Source organism: Mycetocola sp. BIGb0189, from assembly GCF_024810155.1.
Taxonomy (GTDB): domain Bacteria; phylum Actinomycetota; class Actinomycetes; order Actinomycetales; family Microbacteriaceae; genus Mycetocola; species Mycetocola lacteus.
Genome location: NZ_JANUED010000003.1, coordinates 479,031 through 500,209, shown reverse-complemented (window position 1 = coordinate 500,209; position 21,179 = coordinate 479,031). Strand labels below are relative to the sequence as shown.

Genomic DNA, 21,179 nt, shown 5'->3' with positions numbered 1-21,179 from the left:
TTGCGCACGATTGCCCACCTCCGTGGACCGAGTGTGCGAGCGCCGAGGGCTCCGGCGGTGCTAGGGTAGAAACGTTGTACACCAGTCAACCTTTAAGGTCGTCCAGAGAGGCGAAGAAGGGAGGCCCTATGAGTGCACGTATCGTGCTTCAGCAGGCTGACATTTCCCGGGCGCTCACCCGTATCGCACACGAGATTCTTGAATCCAATCGTGGCGCGGGTGATCTGATTCTGCTCGGCATTCCCACCCGCGGCGTGTACCTCGCGGCCCGCCTGGCGGCGCTGCTTGAGGAGTTCTCCGGGCAGGAGGTTCCGGTCGGTTCGCTCGATATCACCATGTATCGCGACGACCTCGGCCGCATCCCGACGCGCTCGCCGCAGCCCACCAGCATCCCCGCCGGCGGCATCGACGGCAAGACCGTGGTCCTCGCCGATGACGTGCTCTACTCGGGCCGCACCATTCGCGCCGCCCTCGACGCCCTCGGCGACATCGGTCGCCCCCGCGCCGTGCGCCTGGCCACCCTGGTGGATCGCGGTCACCGTGAACTGCCGATCCGTCCCGACTTCGTGGGCAAGAACCTGCCCAGCTCGAAGTCCGAGCGGATCAACGTGGAGCTGGTCGAGATCGACGGCGAAGACCGCGTGACCATCGGGGAGAGCCTCTAGTGCGTCACCTCCTGGACACCCGCACCCTCTCCCGCGCCGACGCCCTGAATATCCTCGACGTTGCCGAGGATATGGCCGACACCCAGCTGCGCGAGGTCAAGAAGCTGCCCACGCTGCGCGGCAAGACCGTGGTGAACCTCTTCTTCGAGGACTCCACCCGCACGCGCATCTCGTTCGAGGCCGCCGCTAAGCGCCTGAGCGCCGACGTCATCAACTTCTCCGCCAAGGGTTCCTCGGTCTCCAAGGGTGAGAGCCTGAAGGACACCGCCCAGACCCTCGCCGCGATCGGTGCCGACGCCGTGGTCATCCGTCACGGTGCCTCCGGTGCCCCGCACACCCTGGCCGCCTCCGGCTGGATCGACGCGGGCATTCTCAACGCCGGCGACGGCACCCACGAGCACCCCACCCAGGCGCTGCTCGATGCCTTCACCATGCGTCGCCGCATCCACGGTGCCGGAGCCTCCCGCGGCCGCGACCTCGACGGCGTGCACGTGGTGATCGTCGGCGACATCCTGCACTCGCGGGTCGCTCGCTCGAACGTGTGGCTGCTTGCGAGCCTCGGCGCGCACGTCACGCTGGTCGCCCCGCCCACCCTGCTGCCCGTGGGGATCGAGGGCTGGCCGGCCGCGGTGTCCTACGACCTGGACGCCGTGCTGGCAGAAAACCCCGACGTGGTCATGATGCTGCGCATTCAGGGGGAGCGGATGCACGATGCGTTCTTCCCCAATAGTCGAGAATATTCCCGCCGCTGGGGCCTGGATGATGAGCGTCTGGCCCGCCTCACAGGCGATAGCATTGTGATGCACCCCGGTCCGATGAACCGCGGACTGGAAATCTCCTCCGGCGCCGCAGACTCGCCGCGTTCGACGGTGCTTGAGCAGGTGTCGAGCGGTGTATCCGTCCGGATGGCCGCCCTGTACCTGCTGCTCTCGGGAGAACGCGAGGACCAGCGATGACCACCCCCACTCCCACGACTTCGAAGGACACCGCCGTGCATAACGAGACCTACCTGATCCGTGGCGCACGCCTGTCCTCGGGCGACACCACCGACCTGATCCTGGAAAACGGCGTCATCGCCGAGCTGGGCAACGGACTCACCCGCGCCGGTGCGACCACCGTGGACGCCGAGGGCCTGATCGCCCTGCCCGGCCTGGTTGACCTGCACACCCACCTGCGCGAGCCCGGCTTCGAGCACAGCGAAACCGTGCTGACCGGCACCCGCGCCGCCGCCTCCGGTGGCTACACCACGGTGTTCGCGATGGCCAACACCTCCCCGGTGGCCGACACCGCCGGCGTGGTGGAGCAGGAGCTCTCCCTCGGCGAGCAGGCCGGCTACGCCCGCGTGCAGCCGATCGGTGCGGTCACCGTGGGCCTGGCCGGAGAACGCCTGGCCGAGCTCGGCGCGATGGCCGAATCCCGCGCCAAGGTGCGCGTCTTCTCCGACGATGGCCTCTGCGTCTCCGACCCGCAGCTCATGCGCCGCGCGCTGGAATACGTCAAGGCGTTCGACGGCGTGATCGCCCAGCACGCCCAGGACCCCAAGCTCACCCCCGGTGCGCAGATGAACGAGGGTTCGGTTTCGGCCGAGCTGGGACTGACCGGCTGGCCGGCGATGGCCGAGGAGTCGATCATCGCCCGCGACGTGCTGATCGCCGAGCATGTGGGCTCGCGCCTGCACATCTGCCACCTCTCCACCGCCGGTTCGGTCGAGGTGATCCGCTGGGCCAAGGCCCGCGGCATCAACGTGACCGCCGAGGTGACCCCGCACCACCTGCTGCTCACCGAGGAGCTCGTGCGCTCCTATGATGCACGCTATAAGGTCAACCCGCCGCTGCGCCGCGCCGAGGACGTCCTCGCGCTGCGCGAGGCCCTGGCCGATGGCACGATCGACATCGTCGCCACCGACCACGCACCGCACCCGGCCGAGGCCAAGGAGTGCGCGTGGGCCGAGGCCGCGAACGGCATGGTGGGCCTCGAATCCGCGCTCAGCGTGGTGCACGAGTCGATGGTTGAGACCGGCCTGATCGGCTGGGCAGATGTCGAGCGCGTCATGTCCCGCACCCCCGCCCAGATCGGCCGCATCTCCGGCCAGGGCCTCGCGATCGCGGTGGGCAACCCCGCCGAGATCACCCTCTACGACCCCGCCGCCCGGTCCGACTTCGCCGTCGCAGACCTGCGCGGGCGCTCGATCAACTCCCCGTACCTGGGAACCAGCCTTCCGGGCCGGGTCCAGGCAACCTTCCACCGCGGATACGCCACGGTGCTGGGTGGGGAGCTGGTACCGCTTGAAAAGATCCAGGAATTGGTAGCATCGCATGCCTAACCCGCTCGTCCCCACGCTGATCATCGTTGCCTTCCTCGCGGGACTGTTTGTCCTGATGTGGCTGGGCTGGCGAAAGCGATCGCGACGAGACGGGGGAATCACCCTGAACGGTGTGATTCCCGGAAACCTCACCGAGCTGGCCTCAGCCGACGCGTTCTACGTGGCCTCCACCCGGCCCGGCGCTCCGCTGGAACGACTCGCCCTGAACGGCCTGTCCTTCCGCGCCCGCGCCCGGATCACCGTGAATGCGGAGGGCATTCTCCTCGAAGCCCGAGGCGGAGCCCCCGTGTTTTTCGCCCCCGATACCGTGTACGGCGCACAGACCGCCACCTGGACGATCGACCGTGTGGTCGAACGCGACGGTCTGATCGTGCTCGCCTGGCGCGCACCCGAGCAGGATGTGGATAGCTACATCCGGGTGATCGACCAGGGCGACCACGCCAACATTTTGGCCGCGATTGAAAAGATCGCCGCCGCCCCCACTCCCACCCCCACCGAGAGCGAGATTTCAGCATGACCACCACCGCATTCGGCTCCGCCGAACCGGCCGTCCTCGTCCTGGAGGATGGCACCCGCTTTGAGGGTGCCGCCTATGGCAAGACCGGCACCACCCTCGGCGAGGTTGTTTTCACCACCGGCATGTCCGGCTACCAGGAAACCCTGACCGACCCGTCCTACGCGGGTCAGATCGTCGTGATGACCGCCCCGCACATCGGCATCACCGGCGTCAACAAGACCGACATGGAATCGGATCGGATCTGGGTCTCCGGATACGTCGTCCGCGACCCCTCCCGCCGCGTCTCCAACTTCCGCTCGGAGGGCACCCTCGATGACAACCTGGTCGAGGACAACGTCGTCGGGATCTCCGGCATCGACACCCGCGCCCTGACCCGCCACATCCGCTCGGCCGGATCGATGCGCGGCGGCATCTTCTCCGGTGCCGACTACTCCGCAGACGCCGAGGCCCTGGTGGCCCAGGTGAACGCGGGGGAGCAGATGGCCGGCCTCAGCCTCTCGGCCACCGTCTCGACCACCGAGAACTACACCCTGCCCGCCACCACCGAGCGGATCGGCTCGATTGCCGTGCTCGACCTCGGTGTGAAGCGCGCAACCCTCGGCTACCTCGCCGACCAGGGCTTCGACGTGATCGTTGTCCCGCAGAACATCACCCCCGATGACCTGCTGGCCCTGAAGACCGACGCCTTCTTCTTCTCCAACGGACCCGGCGACCCCGCCGCGGCCTCCGGCCAGGTTGAGGTGCTGCGTGCGGGGCTGCGCGCCGGTCTGCCCTACTTCGGTATCTGCTTCGGCAACCAGCTGCTCGGCCGTGCCCTGGGCTTTGACACCTATAAGCTGCCCTTCGGTCACCGCGGCATCAACCAGCCCGTGCTCGACAAGGCCACCGGCAAGGTTGAGATCACCTCGCAGAACCACGGCTTCGCCGTGGACCTGCCCATCGAGGGCTCGCACGAGTCGCCCGAGGGCTTCGGCCAGGTCGAGGTCAGCCACTACAGCCTGAACGACAACGTCGTGGAGGGCCTGCGCTGCCTGGACATCCCGGCCTTCAGCGTCCAGTACCACCCGGAGTCTGCGGCCGGCCCGCACGACGCCCACTATCTTTTTGCACGTTTCCGCGAGGTAGTTCTCGCCGGTAAGGGAGAGTCCAAGTAATGCCCAAGCGCGACGATATTAACTCCGTCCTCGTCATCGGCTCCGGCCCGATCGTCATCGGTCAGGCCTGTGAGTTCGACTACTCCGGCACCCAGGCGTGCCGCGTGCTGCGCGCCGAGGGAATCCGGGTCATCCTGGTCAACTCGAACCCCGCCACGATCATGACCGACCCCGACTTCGCCGACGCCACCTACGTCGAGCCGATCACCCCCGAGGTCATCGAATCGATCATCGCCAAGGAGCGTCCCGACGCGATCCTGCCCACCCTGGGTGGACAGACCGCGCTGAACGCCGCGATCCAGCTCGACGAGCTGGGCATCCTGGAGAAGTACAACGTCGAGCTGATCGGCGCCAAGATCGAGGCCATCCAGAAGGGTGAGGACCGCCAGCTCTTCAAGGAGCTCGTGATCGAGGCCGGCGCCGACGTTGCCCGCTCGCACATCGCCCACACCGTGGAGGAGGCCGTCGAGTACGCCAAGGACCTGGGTTACCCCCTGGTTGTGCGTCCGTCCTTCACCATGGGTGGCCTGGGCTCGGGCTTCGCGTACACCGAAGAGGAGCTCATCCGGATCACCACCGACGGTCTGCAGTCCAGCCCGACCACCGAGGTGCTCCTGGAGGAGTCCATCCTCGGCTGGAAGGAGTACGAGCTTGAGCTCATGCGTGACGGCAGCGACAACACCGTTGTGGTCTGCTCGATCGAGAACGTCGACCCCGTGGGTGTGCACACCGGTGACTCGATCACCGTGGCCCCGGCGCTGACCCTCACCGACCGTGAGTACCAGCGCATGCGCGACATCGGCATCGACATCATCCGCTCCGTGGGTGTGGACACCGGTGGCTGCAACGTGCAGTTCGCGATCGACCCCTCCAACGGCCGCATCATCGTCATCGAGATGAACCCGCGTGTGTCGCGCTCCTCGGCGCTGGCTTCCAAGGCCACCGGCTTCCCGATCGCCAAGATCGCCGCCAAGCTGGCCATCGGCTACCGCCTGGACGAGATCCCCAACGACATCACCAAGGTGACCCCGGCCAGCTTCGAGCCGACCCTCGACTACGTCGTGGTCAAGGTTCCCCGCTTCGCGTTCGAGAAGTTCCCGGCCGCCGACGCGACCCTGACCACCACCATGAAGTCGGTGGGTGAGGCCATGGCCATCGGTCGTAACTACACCACCGCCCTGCAGAAGGCACTGCGCTCGCTTGAGAAGCGCGGCTCCTCCTTCCACTGGGGTACCGAGACCCGCTCGGCCGAGGAGCTGCTGACCGTGTCGGCCACCCCGACCGACGGTCGTATCGTCACCCTGCAGCAGGCCCTGCGCGCCGGTGCCACCGTCGAGCAGGCCTTCGAGGCTACCGGTATGGACCCCTGGTTCATCGACCAGATCGCCCTGATCAACGATGTCGCCGACTTCGTGGCCGGTGCGGATGAGCTGAGCGAGTCCGTCCTGGCCCAGGCCAAGGACCACGGCTTCAGCGACGCCCAGATCGCCCAGCTGCGCGGCCTCACCGAGGCCGAGGTCCGCGGCATCCGCCACGGTTTCGGTCTGCGACCGGTCTTCAAGACCGTCGACACCTGTGCCGGCGAGTTCCCCGCCCTCACCCCGTACCACTACTCGAGCTACGACTTCGAGACCGAGGTGGCACCGTCGGACCGCAAGAAGGTTGTGATCCTCGGATCCGGCCCGAACCGCATCGGCCAGGGTGTGGAGTTTGACTACTCCTGCGTGCACTCCTCCTTCGCGCTGCATGATGCTGGTTTCGAAACCATCATGATCAACTGCAACCCCGAGACCGTGTCCACCGACTACGACACCTCGGACCGTCTGTACTTCGAGCCGCTGACCCTCGAGGACGTCCTCGAGGTCATCCACGCCGAGAGCCAGTCCGGCGAGCTCGTGGGTGTTGTGGTGCAGCTCGGCGGCCAGACCGCACTGGGTCTCGCCCAGGGCCTCAAGGACGCCGGTGTACCGATCCTCGGCACCACCCCGGAGAACATCGACCTCGCCGAGCAGCGGGGCGAGTTCGCCCGCATCCTCGACGAGGGTGGCCTGCTGGCCCCGCGCAACGGCATCGCCCACAACGTGGAGGAGGCCATCGAGGTCGCCGAGACCATCGGTTACCCGGTCCTCGTGCGTCCGAGCTTCGTGCTCGGTGGCCGCGGCATGGAGATCGTCTACTCGACCGAGGCCGTGCGCGACTACTTCGTGCGCCAGGAGGGTCAGGCTCTGATCGGACCGGATCACCCCCTGCTGGTGGACCGCTTCCTCGATGACGCAATTGAGATCGACGTGGACGCCCTCTACGACGGCAACCGCCTCTACATCGGTGGCGTCATGGAGCACCTCGAGGAGGCCGGTATCCACTCCGGTGACTCGTGCTGCACCCTGCCCCCGGTGACCCTGGGTCGCGCCCAGATCGACCGCGTCCGCGAGGCCACCGAGGCCATCGCCAAGGGTGTGGGCGTGCGCGGCCTGCTGAACGTACAGTTCGCGATCAGCGCCGGTATCCTCTACGTCCTCGAGGCCAACCCCCGCGCCTCGCGTACCGTACCGTTCGTCTCCAAGGCGCTCGGTATCCCGCTGGCAAAGGCCGCCTCGCTGCTCATGGTGGGTAAGACCATCGACGAGCTGATCGCCGAGGGCATGCTGCCCGAGGTCGACGGCTCGCGTGTGCCGCTGGACTCCCCGGTTGCCGTCAAGGAGGCCGTGCTGCCCTTCAAGCGCTTCCGCACCAAGGAGGGCAAGGTCGTGGACTCGCTGCTCGGCCCGGAGATGCGCTCGACCGGTGAGGTCATGGGTATCGACCGCGACTTCCCGCGTGCCTTCGCCAAGAGCCAGGCCGCGGCCTCCAGCGCCATCCCGCTGAGCGGTACCGTGTTCGTCTCGGTCACCGATGAGGACAAGCGTGCGATCGTGCTGCCCGCCCTGCGCCTGCAGGAGCTCGGCTACGAGCTGCTGGCCACCGAGGGAACCGCCGAGATCCTGATCCGCAACGGCATCCAGGCCCGCACCGTGCGCAAGCACAGCGAGGGCTCGGTGGACGGCGACCCCACGATCGTGGACCTGATCAACGCCCGCAAGATCGACGTTGTGATCAACACCCCGTCCGGTTCCAGCGCCCGCGCCGACGGCTACGAGATCCGCGCCGCCACGGTGGCCGCGGACAAGCCGCTGTTCACCACCATCGCCGAGCTCTCGGCCGCGGTGAACTCGATCGAGGCCATCCGCAACGGCTTCGAGGTGCGTTCGCTGCAGGACTACGCGATCGACCGCGCCGAGCGCCTCGCGGCCTCGGCTCCGGCCTCCGCGTGAGCGCGGCCGTGACCCCCGGCGGCGAGGGCAACCTCGCCGCCGGGGCAACCGGCACCGGCTTCGGTCAGCGGCTGGCGGATGTGTTTGCCAGCCGCGGCCGCCTGTGCGTGGGCATCGACCCGCACTCCTTCCTGCTGGAGGAGTGGGGTCTGGCCGACAGCGCCGCCGGTGTGCGCGAGTTTGGCCTGCGCGTGGTCGAGGCCACGGTGCAGGGTGGTGCCGGGATCGTCAAGCCGCAGGTGGCGTTCTTTGAGCGCTTCGGCTCGGCGGGCTATGCGGCGCTGGAGGAGGTCATCCAGACCGCCCGCGCCGCCGGCATCCTGGTGATCGCCGACTGCAAGCGCGGCGACGTGGGCACCTCGGTTGAGGCCTACGGACAGTCCTGGATGGCCGTGGGATCACCGCTCGAATCCGATGCGATGACCATCAGCGCCTTCCAGGGTGTCGGCTCGATCCGAAAGCCCATGGAGCTCGCCCGCGAGCGCGGCAAGGGCCTGTTTGTGCTCGCCGCAACCTCGAATCCCGAGGGGCGCGCAATCCAACGCGCCCGCGTGGAGGAGTCCGGACGCCGAGTATCCCGGCAGATCGTGGACGAGATTGCCGCCTGGAATCTCGCCGAGCCTGGCCCCTTCGGCGGCGTGGGCCTGGTTGTTGGTGCAACCCTGAATCTGGCCGACTTCGATCTGTCATATGATGAAGCTCCCGAGCCGGCGCTGCCGATCCTCGCGCCGGGCTTCGGTGCGCAGGGTGCGCGCCTCGCGGATACCCGTGAAATTTACGGCCCGCTGGCACCCGGTGTGATTGTTTCGGCGTCGCGCAGCGTTCTTGCGGCCGGACCAGGTAACATCACGGGAGCAATTGTTTCTATGACCCAGGAAATCGCCGTGGAGTATGACCGTGCCTAGTACGACCCCGCATCGGCCTCGCCGAGTAGCCCCCCAGTCTCTCGTGGCGTTCGCCGCTCGTGTCACCGTGGTGGTGTCAGCATGAGCGCCGCCGAGGCTTCGGCGGTCACCCGTGACCTGCCCGAGGTAGACCGCGTTGCCGCCTCGCGGGCGGCCGTGGCTGCCCGCCGTGCGCGCGCGGCCGTGAAGGCGGAGATCGCCTCGGGTACTCGTCGCCCGCTGGACGTGCTGGCCGCGGCGACCGCCGAGCCCGAGGGTGTCGAGGGCCGCCTGCGGATCACCGACTTCCTGCTGGCCATCCCGGCGATCGGTCGCACCAAGCTCGGTCGCATCCTGGAGGAGCTGAGCATTTCCCCGGCCAAGCGCCTGGGCGGACTCGGTCGGCACCAGCGTGTGCGCCTGGAGGAGTTCCTGCACCAGCGTGCGGCTCTCGGGCGCCACCCGGTCAGCAAGCTCCTGGTGATCGCCGGACCCACCGCCGTGGGTAAGGGCACCGTGGTGCGTCACATTCGCGAAAACTACCCGCAGGTTCAGCTGTCCATCTCGGCGACCACCCGCGAACCGCGTCCGGGGGAGACCCACGGCGTGGACTACTACTTCGTGGACAACGCCGAGTTCGACTCACTGATCGAGCGCGGCGAACTGCTCGAATACGCCACCGTGCACGGCGTGCACCGCTACGGCACCCCGCGCGGCCCGGTTCGTGAGGCCCTGTCTCGCGGAACCAGCGTGATCCTGGAAATCGACATCCAGGGGGCACGCCAGGTGAAGGACGCCATGCCCGAGGCCGCGCTGGTCTTTTTGGCCCCGCCGAGCTGGGAGGAACTCGTGCGTCGACTGACCGGTCGGGGCACCGAATCCGCGGAGGAACAGGCGCGCCGCCTGGAGACCGCCCGCACCGAATTGGCGGCCGCGGATGAGTTCGATTATCAAATTGTCAACGGTGAAGTCGCCGAAGCGGCGGCCGAGGTCGTAGACTTGATTCAGCTTCGCGGTGTCGCCGCGCGCTGATCCGCGCCCATCGCACCGTTCACCACCGCGCTAACCCCGCGTAAACCACACGAGGAGTGTGAACCACATGGTTGAAAAGCCCAAGGGAATTATCGATCCGTCGATCGACGACCTGCTCACCAAGGTTGAGTCCAAGTACGCTCTGGTGATCTTCGCCTCCAAGCGTGCCCGTCAGATCAACGACTACTACACCGACCTGCACGAGGGTTCGCTGTTTGACAACGTTGGTCCGCTGGTCGACTCGACCATGGAAGACAAGCCGCTGTCGATCGCGATGCACGAGATCAACGAGGACAAGCTCACGATCAAGCCGATCGCCGAGTAATAATCTCCCAATGACCTCCGCGCTCAACATTGTTGTCGGGGTAACGGGCGGCATCGCTGCGTATAAGGCAGTCGGTGTCGTCCGTTTGTTGGTTCGTGCGGGACACCGTGTTCAGGTCATCGCGACCGAGCACGCGCTGAACTTCGTGGGTGCGCCCACCTGGGAGGCAATCTCGCGCCAGCCGCTGGCCACCGATCTGTACACCGACGTGTCCGAGGTGCGTCACGTGGCCCTGGGCCAGCGTGCCGACCTGGTGATCATCGCCCCGGCCACCGCCAATACCCTCGCCAAGCTGGCGGCGGGCATCGCCGATGACCTGCTGGGCAACACCATCCTGGCCACGCGTGCGCCGGTGCTGGTCGCCCCGGCGATGCACACCGAGATGTGGCAGAACCCGGCGACGGTGGCGAATGTGGCAACCCTACGCGAGCGGGGTATCCACGTTGTGGGCCCCGAGAGTGGCCAGCTGACCGGCACCGACAGCGGTCCCGGACGGATGAGCGAGCCGGAGGACATCGTGGATGCGGGGCTCGGCCTGGTGCCCGATGCCGCCGGCGACCTGCGCGGTCGTCGCATCCTGATCACCGCGGGTGGCACCCGCGAACCCCTTGACCCGGTGCGCTACCTGGGTAACCGTTCCAGTGGCAAGCAGGGCATTGCCCTGGCCACCGCCGCCCACCTGCGCGGGGCCGATGTGGAACTGATCACCGCCTCGATCGATGAGACGCTGCCGAATCACGTGCCGAGCCACGGCGTGCAGACCGCCGCCGAGCTGCAGCGCGCGGTGCACACCTCGCTGCCCGCCGCGGACATCGTGATCATGGCCGCCGCCGTGGCCGATTACCGTCCGGTGCAGGTGAGTGAAACAAAAATCAAAAAGGAGGAGCGTGGGGACACGCTCACCCTGGAGCTGGAAAAGAACCCGGACATCCTGGCCGGGCTGGTTCCGCTGGCGCGTCCCGAGCAGATTATCGTCGGGTTTGCCGCCGAAACCTCGCGTGACCGGGAACACCTCCTGGAGCTCGGTCGAGCCAAGCTCGCACGCAAGGGCTGCGACTTCCTGTGCCTGAACGCCGTGGGCTGGAATGACGGATTTGGCGCCGACCGTAACACGGTCATCATCCTCGATGCCACCGGCACTATAGTTGGGGAAGCTTCCGGTTCGAAGCGCGAGGTGGCCGACGCCATCCTCACCGCGATCACCGCCGGATAGCCCGAGTTAACCACCGCGATTTTTATAGTCTCGCAGCACCTTTGAGGAGTATCACCATGACCGATCTGCGCCTGTTTACCTCCGAGTCCGTGACGGAGGGGCACCCCGATAAGATCTGTGATCAGATCTCCGACTCCATCCTCGACGCCCTGATCACCGAGGACCCCACCGCCCGCGTGGCCGTGGAAACCCTGGTCACCACCGGCCTGGTCCAGGTCGCCGGCGAGGTCACCACCTCCGCGTATGTGGAGATCCCGGCCATCGTACGCGATGTCATCCTGGGCATCGGTTACAACAGCTCGGAGACCGGTTTCGACGGCGCCTCCTGCGGTGTGAACGTCTCCATCGGCGCGCAGTCGCCGGATATCGCCCAGGGCGTCGACACCGCGTTTGAGACCCGTGAGGGCACCAGCGCCGACGCGCTGGACCTGCAGGGTGCCGGCGACCAGGGCATTATGTTCGGGTTCGCCACCACCGAGACCCCGCAGTACATGCCGCTGCCCAGCTGGATCTCGCACCGCCTTGCCGAGCGCCTCTCCGAGGTGCGTAAGAGCGGGGAGCTCGACTACCTGCGTCCCGACGGCAAGACCCAGGTCACCATCGGCTATGAGGGCATCATCCCGCGCACCGTGGAGACCGTTGTCCTCTCGACCCAGCACCGCGACGAGGTGACCACCGAGCGTCTGCGCCGCGAGGTTGAGGCTCTGGTCATCGACCCGGTGCTCGCCGAGCTCGACCTCGACACCTCGGGCCGCAACACCCTGATCAACCCCACCGGTCGCTTCGTGATCGGGGGACCGATGGGTGATGCCGGACTCACCGGTCGCAAGATCATCATCGACACCTACGGCGGTGCCTCCCGTCACGGCGGCGGTGCCTTCTCCGGTAAGGACCCGTCGAAGGTGGACCGTTCGGCCGCCTACGCGATGCGCTGGGTAGCCAAGAACGCCGTGGCCGCCGGTTTCGCCGAGAAGCTTGAGGTCCAGGTCGCCTACGCGATCGGTAAGGCCGCCCCGGTGGGCCTGTATGTCGAGACCTTCGGCACCAACCACGTGCCCGACGAGCAGATTGTTTCGGCCATTCGTGAGGTCTTCGACCTGCGTCCCGGCGCGATCGTGCGTGACCTCGACCTGCTGCGTCCGATCTACCGTCAGACCGCCGCCTACGGCCACTTCGGCCGCGAGCTCCCCGACTTCACCTGGGAGAAGCTCGACCGGGTCGCCGACCTGCGAAGCGCCGCCGGAATCTAAATGACCTCGGCCAGCATCGCCAGGGTGCTGATCGACTCGCCCCTGCCTCAACTCGACCATCCGTTCGATTTCCGCATTCCGCCGGAACTCGCCGATGTCGCGCTGCCCGGGGTGCGGGTTGTGGTGCCCTGGCGGTCGCTGAAGAACGGGGCCGCCGGTTATATCGTCGAGGTCACCAGCGATGCCGAATTCACCGGCAAGCTCAGCGACCTCGGCGAGGTGGTCTCCCCGGCGCGGGTGCTCACCCCCGAGGTGTGGGCGCTCGCGCGGCGGGCCGCCGACCGTGCCGCGGGCTCCGCCAACGGAATCCTGCGCCTCGCGGTGCCTGGACGTCAGGTGCGGGTGGAGCGTGCCTGGATCGCCGAGCATGAGGAGCAGGGGGCCGATGTGGCGCCGCCGGTTCCGCAGGTCTCGGCGACGCCGATCACCGGGTATCCGGACGCCCTGGCTGAGGCCCTGGCGGCACATGAGCGGATCGCGCTGGACGCGCTGCCCGGCGTGCTTCCCGGTCCGCAGGAGGCCCCGGTTGGACGCTGGGCCATCACCCTGGCCGAGGTTGCGCTGGATCGCTATGCGGCGGGGGAGAGCGCGATCCTGGTGGTCCCCGACTACCGCGACCTGGACCAGCTGCTGCTCGCCCTCGAGGAGCGGGTCCCGATCGTGGATATTCTGCGGATGGACGCCAAGCAGCCCAATCCCGACCGCTATCGGGCGTTCCTCGCTGCGCTGGAACCACGGCCGCGGATCATCATCGGCAACCGCTCGGCGGTGTACGCCCCCGCTCACAACCTGGGCCTGATCGCCCTCTGGAACGACGGCGACCCGCTGCACGCCGAACCGCTTGCTCCCTACGTGCACGCCCGGGATGCGGCGCTGATTCGGCAGGAACAGTCTGGGGCGGCGCTGGTGTTTGCCGCGCACTCGCGCAGTGTCGAGACCCAGCGCCTGGTCGAGATGGGCTTTATCCGCCCGCTGGATCCGCAGCCGCGTCAGCGCCCCAAAATTATCGTCACCGAGCAGCAGGATCAGGGTGAGGGACCGGCCGCCGCCGCACGTATTCCCTCGGCGGCATGGAAGGCGATCGCCGATTCGGTGCGCGAGGGGCCGGTACTGGTACAGGTCTCGCGTCCGGGATATGCGCCGATGCTCTCCTGTAAGCGCTGCGGGGACGCGGCGCGCTGCACCGCGTGTCACGGTCCGCTCGGTATTCCCTCGCGCGGGGCGACGCCTGCCTGTACGCTGTGTGGTCACCTGGCCGCCGGCTGGGTGTGCGCGACCTGTGAGGGCACCGAGTTTCGCCTGGTGACCCGGGGGACCGGACGCACGGCCGAGGAGTTGGGGCGCGCGTTCCCGGCGACCACGGTGATCGTCGCCGACGGGGAAAAGACCGTGCTCACGGTCCCGGATCGCCCGGCGCTGATCGTGGCCACCCGCGGCGCCGAACCCATCGCCCACGGCGGCTACCGCGCGGTGCTGCTGCTGGACGGGGATCGGATGCTCGCCGCCGAATCGCTGAGTATCGCCTCGGACTGCCTGCGCTGGTGGTCCCATGCGGCGGCCCTCGCCGCGCCCGGAGCGCAGGTGCTGCTGGTGGGGGTGGGCGGGGAGCTTGCCCGTGCCTTTGCGACCTGGAACCAGGCGGAGTTTGCCAGCGCCGAGCTCAACGACCGTCGCGCGCTGCGCTTCCCGCCGGCCGTACGTCTGGCCACGATCACCGGCCAGACCGATGCGATTGGTGAGGTGCTCACGAGCCTGGAGGGTCTGCCCGCGGGCGACATCCTGGGGCCGGTTCCGGTGATCCTGGAGGAGACCGGACGCCCCACCGGGGAATCCCGCGCGGTGGTTCGTTTTGACTATGCGGCCGGTGCCCGAGTGGCCAAGGAGCTGCGGGCTGCGGTCATCGAGTACGCGACAAAACGCCGCGCACCGCGCGCGGGTGCGCGTCCGGGCCGTGCGGCCCCTACACTTAAGGTTCGGTTCGATGACCCGGAGATCAGGCTTTAGCCGCCCGGATCGAGCCCCGATGCGTGAACTAAATCAGGAGTTTTTACCGTGAAGATCATTTTCGCCGGCACCCCCGAGGTGGCCCTGCCGAGCCTGAAGGCTCTGCTGGAGGGACCCCACGAGGTGGTGCACGTGGTGACCCGACCGGATGCTCCGCTCGGACGCAAGCGTGTCCTGACCCCCTCGCCGGTTGCGGCTCTGGCAGAGGAAGCCGGGGTTCCGACCACCCGCGCCGCCCGCCTGGGCGGCGAAACCGGGGAGACCCTGGCGCGGATCGAGGCCGACCTCGGTGTCGTGGTGGCCTATGGTGGCCTGATCCGCGAGCCCCTGTTGTCCTCGCCCACGCACGGATGGATCAACCTGCACTTCTCCCGGCTCCCCGCCTGGCGTGGGGCGGCGCCGGTGCAGCATGCGCTGATCAACGGCGATACCGAGATTGGCACCGACATCTTTAATCTCGTGGCAGAGCTCGACGCGGGCGAGATCATCTCCAGCGAGGTTCACCCGGTGGATCCCGACATCACCGCCGGGGAGCTGCTGGCGGCCCTCGCCGAGACCGGAGCCGCCCAGCTGGCACGCACGGTTGATGCCATCGCCGACGGTAGCGCGACCTCCGCGGTCCAGCAGGGTGAGCCGAGTTTTGCCGGCAAGCTCGGCCTGGACGATGCGCTGCTGACCTTCGATACTCCGGCGCACGAGCTTTACAACCGCTATCGCGGGGTCACTCCCGAGCCCGGTGCCTACACCCTGGTGGATGGCGCACGCTTCAAGATCCTGCGCGCGGCCCGCGCCACCGAAACCGATCTGGAGGCCGGAGTAATCCGCCTGGTAGGCAAGCGCGTGCTGGTGGGCACCCTCGACGGTGCCCTGGAACTGCTGCGGGTTCAGCCCGCCGGGAAGCAGGCGATGGACGCCGGCTCCTGGTGGCGCGGCCTCGGTGCCGATCCCACACCGCGCGCAGCGCTTTCCTCAGACCTTTCTGCAACCACTTCTACCGAGGGGGAAACCCGATGAGCGAGTACGACGGACGCCCAGGCTCCACCCCCGAGGGCCGCGGCCCCGAGCGTCGCGGACCCCGCGGCACCGGACCCGCCCGCCGTGGGCCGAACACCGGCAAGCCCACCCGTGCCGGGGAGGGCGCTGGCAATGGTTCCGGGGAGCGTCGCGGCCCGGTTCGTGAGTCGGGTTCAAGCAGTGAGCGCCGCGGTACCGAGCGTGGCAACACCGAGCGTGGCGGAGAGCGACGTGGACCCCGTGGCGGCGGCCAGCGTCGCCCCGGGCACGCACCCGCCGCCAATGAGCGCGCCGGGGACGCCGTCCAGCCCGCCCGCCGGGTCGCCTATGACGTGATCGTGGCCGTGCGCTCGGATGACGCGTATGCCAACCTGCTGCTGCCCGTGGCGATTCGTCGCGCGGCCCTGAGCTCGGCCGACGCGGGCCTGGCCACCGAACTCTGCTATGGCAGCCTGCGCCTGCGCGGCTACTACGACCGGGTGATTGAGCTTGCGGCCAACCGTGCGGCCGACCAGATCGATCCCGAAATCCTCGACGTCCTGCGCCTGGGTGTGCACCAGATCCTCGGCACCCGCGTGGCCGCCCACGCGGCGGTCAACGAGTCGGTGTCGCTGGCTCGCGAGGTCGGTTCACGCTCCTCCACCGGATTTGTTAACGGCGTACTGCGCGGGATCACCCGCACCTCGCCCGAGGAGTGGCGTGAGCGCGTGGCCGCATCGGCCACCAGTGAGGATGAGCGCCTGAGCCTGCTGCACTCGCACCCCGAGTGGATCGTGCGTGCGCTGCGCCAGTCGCTGCGCGCCGAGGGTCGGGTCGACGAGCTTGAGGCGGCGCTGGCCGCCGACAATGAAGCTCCGAAGGTCACCTATATTGCGCTGCCCGAGCGGGTCGAGAAGCCGGCCGAGGCCGAGCCTGCCGCCTACTCGCCGCTGGCGTTTACCCTGGGCGGGGGAGATCCCGAGGCCGTGATTCGTGCCGCCGCCGGGCTGATCCGGGTGCAGGATGAGGGGTCGCAGCTCGCGGCCCTGACCCTGACCCGGACGCGTGAGATCGCCGCCGGGGAAACCTGGAGCGACCTGTGTGCCGGGCCCGGAGGCAAGGCCGTGCTGCTGGCCACCGAGGCCTTGAACGCCGGCGCAACGCTGATTGCCAACGAGGTGGTGCCCGCCCGCGCCGACCTGGTGCGCCGTGCCCTCTCGGTGCTGCCCGAAGAGGTTGAGGTCAGCCGTTCGGATGCCCGCGACTGGGGTGAGCGTCACCCGCAGGGCTTCGATCGCATCCTGGTGGACGCCCCGTGTACCGGACTCGGCGCGCTGCGTCGTCGTCCCGAGGCGCGCTGGCGTAAGACCCCCAAGGACCTCGCCGAACTCGGCGTGATCCAGCTGGACCTGGTAAATTCCGCGGTGGCCGGAACCAAGCCCGGCGGCCTGCTGGCCTATGTGACCTGCTCGCCGCACATTGCCGAAACTCGCGGTGTGGTCTCCGAGATCCTGCGCCGTCACCCGGAGGTCACCCTGCTGGACACCCAGGCGCTGCTCAACGGTGTGACCAACACCCCGCTGGACCTCGGCGAGGGACTGATCGTGGGTGACGGATCGACCGTGCAGCTCTGGCCGCACCGTCACGGAACCGACGCGATGTTCATCGCACTGTTCCGCGTGGGGGAGTCTCACACCGCCTAGCGGCAACACGGTATCGTTCCGAGTCGATTAACAGGGTTAGGTTAGGCTACGCTTAACCGTCCCCCGTTATTTGACCCGGAAGTTACCGTGCCAATTTCTCGTACACTCTCCGCGTGGAGCGCCGCCGGCGTTACCCTCGCGCTGCTTGCCGGAGGCGTGGGTGCCGCACCGGCCCTCGCCGCCCCCGGCGAGGAAACCCCCATTACCACCGCAACCTTCGAGTGGGGCGTCAACGCCGTATCTCAGGGCACCAGCAACAGCGGTGCCTGCTCGTACTTCGTCGCAGGCATCGCCGACGGCACCGATGCCGACTATCGCACCACCGAGGGCAACGTGACCCTGCTCAAGCGTGCGGCAAACGGCGATGCGCTGAAGGTCACCCGCGATAACCGCTGCCTGCCGATGGTGGGCGATGACTCGCGCCAGCGTGCGCTGTTCACCGGTGGCACCGGCCAACACAACACGGCGACCGGCGAGGCGCATATCGCCTGGACCGGCGCATTCACGATCTACTCCTACGGCGGCCTGGTGCCCTGGTACATCCAGGATCCGGTGCTCGATGTGGATGCCACCGGACACGGCGTGATCCGGGCAACCCTGGGTGGCTCGGCCGGTGACCCCGGAGGTTCCGGTGCGATCACCCCGCTGACCCCGGTGAAAAACGCAACGATCCTGGAGCTTGACGGCGTGAGCATCTCGGGCAATGAGATCCGCTCGACCCCGCACTATGCGGGCACCGACTACTTCCCACTGATCGATCCGAAAAACCCGGCGTCCCCGCGCAGCAAGGACTCGGCGATCTCCCCGGCAACCAAGGCCGCGAACCCGACCGGCTGGGGATCCTGGCCCACGGACATGGTGGACTTCCACTACCGGTCGGGCCTCACCACCTACTGGCACTCCAGCGGTGGATCGGGGGATGCCAAGAAGGTTCCCTATGGCGTGACCCTGAGCCTGGCCGGGGGAGTCCCTGACTATGCCGACATTCAGCCGATCACGATCACCCGGCAGCCCAGCGGCGTTCAGGCGCTGCCCGGCGACACCGTGACCCTCACCGGTGCGGCCACAACCAACATTCCGATGACCTACCAGTGGCAGCGTGCCGACAGCTGGCGCGGTCCCTGGAAAAACGTCGAGGGCGCTACCGAGGCCAGCCTGGTGCTGGCCGATCGCAAGGTCGGAGATGCCGGTTACTATCGTCTGAGCGTGCAGGCGGGATCACTCTCCGCCAACACCTACGACGCGTTTGTGGATGTGCAGGCACTCGTGCTGCCCTGGGAGGACTCCAAGCCGCGTAACCGCGTCGTCTACGCCGGCTCTCAGGCGTTTGTCACCTCGGGCTTCACCGGCTACCCCGAGCCCGTCTACGTGCCGCAGCTCAGCCGTGACGGTGGAAAGTCCTGGGCCAACGTCCTGCCCGGCGACGGACTCCTGAACTCGCGTTCGATGGTGGTGGATGCCGTGCCCGCCGACTGGGATGGCGCACAGTACCGGACCCTGGCCCGCAACGGGCATGGTCCCGACGTGGTGAGCAGTATCGGTCACTTCACCGTGCTCCCCGCCCCGACCACACCCACCCTGCGTTTGAACGTCGAAAGCCACCCCGCGGGCACCCGGTTCGATGTGACCAAAAACAATGATATCGACGTGCTCGGGGGCGGTTTTGGCACCCCCAAGACCAACCTGATCTACGGCATCGTGCCCACCGCGAGCTGGAACGCGCGCGGCGCGGACTACCTCGCCGAAGATGCGGTCACCAGGGTCGAGATCGAGCCGGGCTGGAACCTGCGCAACGGGTTCTTTGACCGCTCGGTGCGGCCGTCCGCGGGCACCATGAAGCCCGGCGTGGACTACTCCGTGGTCCTGCTCAGTGCGACGCCGGGGGACCGCAGCCTGGATGCGGCTCTGCAGCTGCCGCTGGTGGCGGCCGTCCCCGACCCGGACCCGTCAACCGATCCGTCTACCGGGCCGACTACAGAACCGTCCCCGCAGCCGAGCACGGACCCGAGCCTCGAGCCCTCTACGACGCCGACCGGGACCGCCGCTCCGAGTGCCGCGCCCGGAACCGACGGACACCCGGGCCCCGGCTCCTCCACGGCCGGCGCCGGAACCACCCCGGGTGACCCGGAGGGGAAGAGCGGCGGTCTCGCTCACACCGGGTCCTCGCCGCTCCTTGCGCTCGGTGGTGCCGGGCTGATTCTGGCTCTGGGCGCCGTGATGGCTCTGCGCGCTCGGCGTCGGGACGTGATCTAGCCCGATCGCCCCGCTCGCGGTATCGGACAGCCCGCGTGCGCCCTGCGTCACCGCCCCGCGTCTCGACCTGGTTCGAGGCGCGGGGCGGTGCCGTATGAGCGAGGAGTGTCGCTCGATTGCGGGCTGGGAACGCCTCGAGAATCAGGTGGGTCAAACGAGCCTGTGGATGCGCCCATAACCTGGCGACACGCCGAGAAGTCCCAGATTCGTTCAATGAGGTCGCGTTAAGGGTTTAACGCGCAAAAGTCCCGAGAATTCGCCGCACGGCTACCCACCGTCCATAGCACGGATGTAACACTTGTGTTTCGGCCGCGTGGGCGAAGGCCCAGGGCCCCGAAACATTAGGTAACGTTTGGCACAGACCCTCGCGATCGGCGAGGACGCATTCTGGAGGTCTAACCCGTGACTATTTCCGTTCGTAAGGCGGCCGCCGCCGGTATCGCCGGGCTCGGCGTTATCGCGCTTTTGGCTGGCTGTGGCCAGGCACCCACCAAGCCTGCTGAGGGCGGTGCTGCCGACAGCAAGTTCCTGCCCTGCATCGTTTCCGACTCCGGTGGGTTCGATGACAAGTCGTTCAACCAGTCGAGCTTCGAGGGCCTGACTGAGGCTGCGAAGAAGCTGGGCGTGAAGTACAAGGACGTACAGTCGGACAAGGACGACGACTACGCACCCAACATGACCAGCCTGGTTGATCAGAACTGCTCGATCATCTTCTCCGTTGGTTTCAAGCTGTCGGACGCCACCAAGGTTGCCGCTACCGCTAACCCCAAGACCCACTTCGTGACCCTTGACGACAACCAGGTTGACCTGCCCAACGTCAAGCACATGATCTATGACACCGCCGAGGCTTCCTTCCTCGCCGGCTACACCGCCGCCTCCTACTCGAAGACCGGCGTTGTCGGCACCTTCGGTGGTATGCAGCTGCCGACCGTGACCATCTTCATGGATGGTTTCGCCGATGGCGTGAAGTACTTCAACGAGCAGAAGGGCAAGGACGTTCAGGTCCGCGGCTGGAACGTTGACACCCAGAACGGTTCGTTCACCGGTGACTTCGCCGCCAACGACACCGCCAAGCAGGTTGCTGCCGGTCTGATCGAGCAGAACGTCGACGTCATCATGCCCGTGGGTGGACCGGTCTTCCAGTCCGCAATCACCGCGATCAAGGACTCCAAGAAGGACGTCGCCATGATCGGTGTGGACGCGGACCTCTACGAGACCGCTCCGGCCGACAAGGACCTGTACCTGACCTCGGTGCTGAAGCAGATGAAGTCGGGAACCGATGACATCGTGACCCAGGCCGGTAAGGGCAAGTTCGACGCTACCGCCTACATCGGTACCCTGGAGAACAACGGCGTTGGCCTGGCTCCGTTCCACGACTTCGAGAGCAAGGTTGACCCCAAGCTGCAGGAAGAGCTGGACACCATCAAGAAGGGCATCATCGACGGCTCGATCGTCGTGAAGTCCCCCTCGTCGCCGAAGAAGTAATTTTCGGCACGTAGTACAGCCGCGTCCGGGGGAGCGAAACACCATTCGTTCCCCCGGACGCGTGCCC

Annotated in this window: 16 protein-coding genes; all 16 read left to right on the top strand. The window is 67.4% G+C overall.

Annotation, left to right across the window (positions count from 1 at the left end):
- The first annotated feature begins 128 nt into the window (after positions 1-128).
- A complete protein-coding gene (gene pyrR / locus M2390_RS07025; RefSeq protein WP_121688553.1) occupies positions 129-665 on the top strand; it encodes a bifunctional pyr operon transcriptional regulator/uracil phosphoribosyltransferase PyrR in 537 nt (178 codons plus the stop codon).
- Complete coding sequence (locus tag M2390_RS07020; protein ID WP_259177769.1) at positions 665-1,621, top strand: aspartate carbamoyltransferase catalytic subunit; 957 nt, start codon at positions 665-667, stop codon at positions 1,619-1,621. The genes pyrR and M2390_RS07020 overlap by 1 nt, the downstream gene beginning before the upstream one ends.
- Complete coding sequence (locus tag M2390_RS07015) at positions 1,618-2,988, top strand: dihydroorotase (protein ID WP_259177768.1); 1,371 nt, start codon at positions 1,618-1,620, stop codon at positions 2,986-2,988. Before M2390_RS07020 ends, M2390_RS07015 begins: the two co-directional genes overlap by 4 nt.
- Positions 2,981-3,505, top strand: coding sequence for a hypothetical protein (locus M2390_RS07010; protein ID WP_259177767.1), 525 nt, complete (start codon positions 2,981-2,983; stop codon positions 3,503-3,505). The genes M2390_RS07015 and M2390_RS07010 overlap by 8 nt, the downstream gene beginning before the upstream one ends.
- Positions 3,502-4,659, top strand: coding sequence for a glutamine-hydrolyzing carbamoyl-phosphate synthase small subunit (gene carA, locus M2390_RS07005; protein ID WP_259177766.1), 1,158 nt, complete (start codon positions 3,502-3,504; stop codon positions 4,657-4,659). Before M2390_RS07010 ends, carA begins: the two co-directional genes overlap by 4 nt.
- Entirely contained in the window at positions 4,659-7,970 is a 3,312-nt protein-coding gene (gene carB / locus M2390_RS07000) for a carbamoyl-phosphate synthase large subunit (RefSeq protein WP_259177765.1), read from the top strand. Before carA ends, carB begins: the two co-directional genes overlap by 1 nt.
- A 71-nt stretch (positions 7,971-8,041) precedes the next feature.
- Entirely contained in the window at positions 8,042-8,875 is an 834-nt protein-coding gene (pyrF, locus tag M2390_RS06995; RefSeq protein WP_259177786.1) for an orotidine-5'-phosphate decarboxylase, read from the top strand.
- An 81-nt stretch (positions 8,876-8,956) separates the two neighbouring features.
- Positions 8,957-9,886, top strand: a complete 930-nt coding sequence (gene gmk / locus M2390_RS06990) for a guanylate kinase (protein WP_259177764.1) — start codon at positions 8,957-8,959, stop codon at positions 9,884-9,886.
- A gap of 67 nt (positions 9,887-9,953) precedes the next feature.
- Entirely contained in the window at positions 9,954-10,211 is a 258-nt protein-coding gene (gene rpoZ, locus M2390_RS06985; protein ID WP_030143478.1) for a DNA-directed RNA polymerase subunit omega, read from the top strand.
- Between the two features lie 10 nt (positions 10,212-10,221).
- On the top strand, positions 10,222-11,424 hold the full coding sequence (gene coaBC / locus M2390_RS06980) for a bifunctional phosphopantothenoylcysteine decarboxylase/phosphopantothenate--cysteine ligase CoaBC (protein ID WP_259177763.1): 1,203 nt from the start codon (positions 10,222-10,224) through the stop codon (positions 11,422-11,424).
- A gap of 56 nt (positions 11,425-11,480) precedes the next feature.
- Positions 11,481-12,674 (top strand): methionine adenosyltransferase, encoded by a 1,194-nt coding sequence (gene metK, locus M2390_RS06975; protein ID WP_121688561.1) that lies wholly within the window; start codon positions 11,481-11,483, stop codon positions 12,672-12,674.
- On the top strand, positions 12,675-14,678 hold the full coding sequence (locus tag M2390_RS06970) for a primosomal protein N' (RefSeq protein ID WP_259177762.1): 2,004 nt from the start codon (positions 12,675-12,677) through the stop codon (positions 14,676-14,678).
- A gap of 48 nt (positions 14,679-14,726) precedes the next feature.
- Positions 14,727-15,692, top strand: a complete 966-nt coding sequence (gene fmt / locus M2390_RS06965) for a methionyl-tRNA formyltransferase (protein WP_259177761.1) — start codon at positions 14,727-14,729, stop codon at positions 15,690-15,692.
- Complete coding sequence (locus M2390_RS06960; RefSeq protein ID WP_259177760.1) at positions 15,689-17,374, top strand: RsmB/NOP family class I SAM-dependent RNA methyltransferase; 1,686 nt, start codon at positions 15,689-15,691, stop codon at positions 17,372-17,374. The genes fmt and M2390_RS06960 overlap by 4 nt, the downstream gene beginning before the upstream one ends.
- A gap of 87 nt (positions 17,375-17,461) precedes the next feature.
- The gene (locus M2390_RS06955) at positions 17,462-19,627 is read left to right on the top strand and encodes a hypothetical protein (RefSeq protein ID WP_259177759.1); all 2,166 of its coding nucleotides are present in this window, start codon (positions 17,462-17,464) and stop codon (positions 19,625-19,627) included.
- 402 nt (positions 19,628-20,029) lie between these two features.
- The gene (locus M2390_RS06950) at positions 20,030-21,112 is read left to right on the top strand and encodes a BMP family protein (RefSeq protein WP_259177758.1); all 1,083 of its coding nucleotides are present in this window, start codon (positions 20,030-20,032) and stop codon (positions 21,110-21,112) included.
- Positions 21,113-21,179 lie beyond the last annotated feature (67 nt).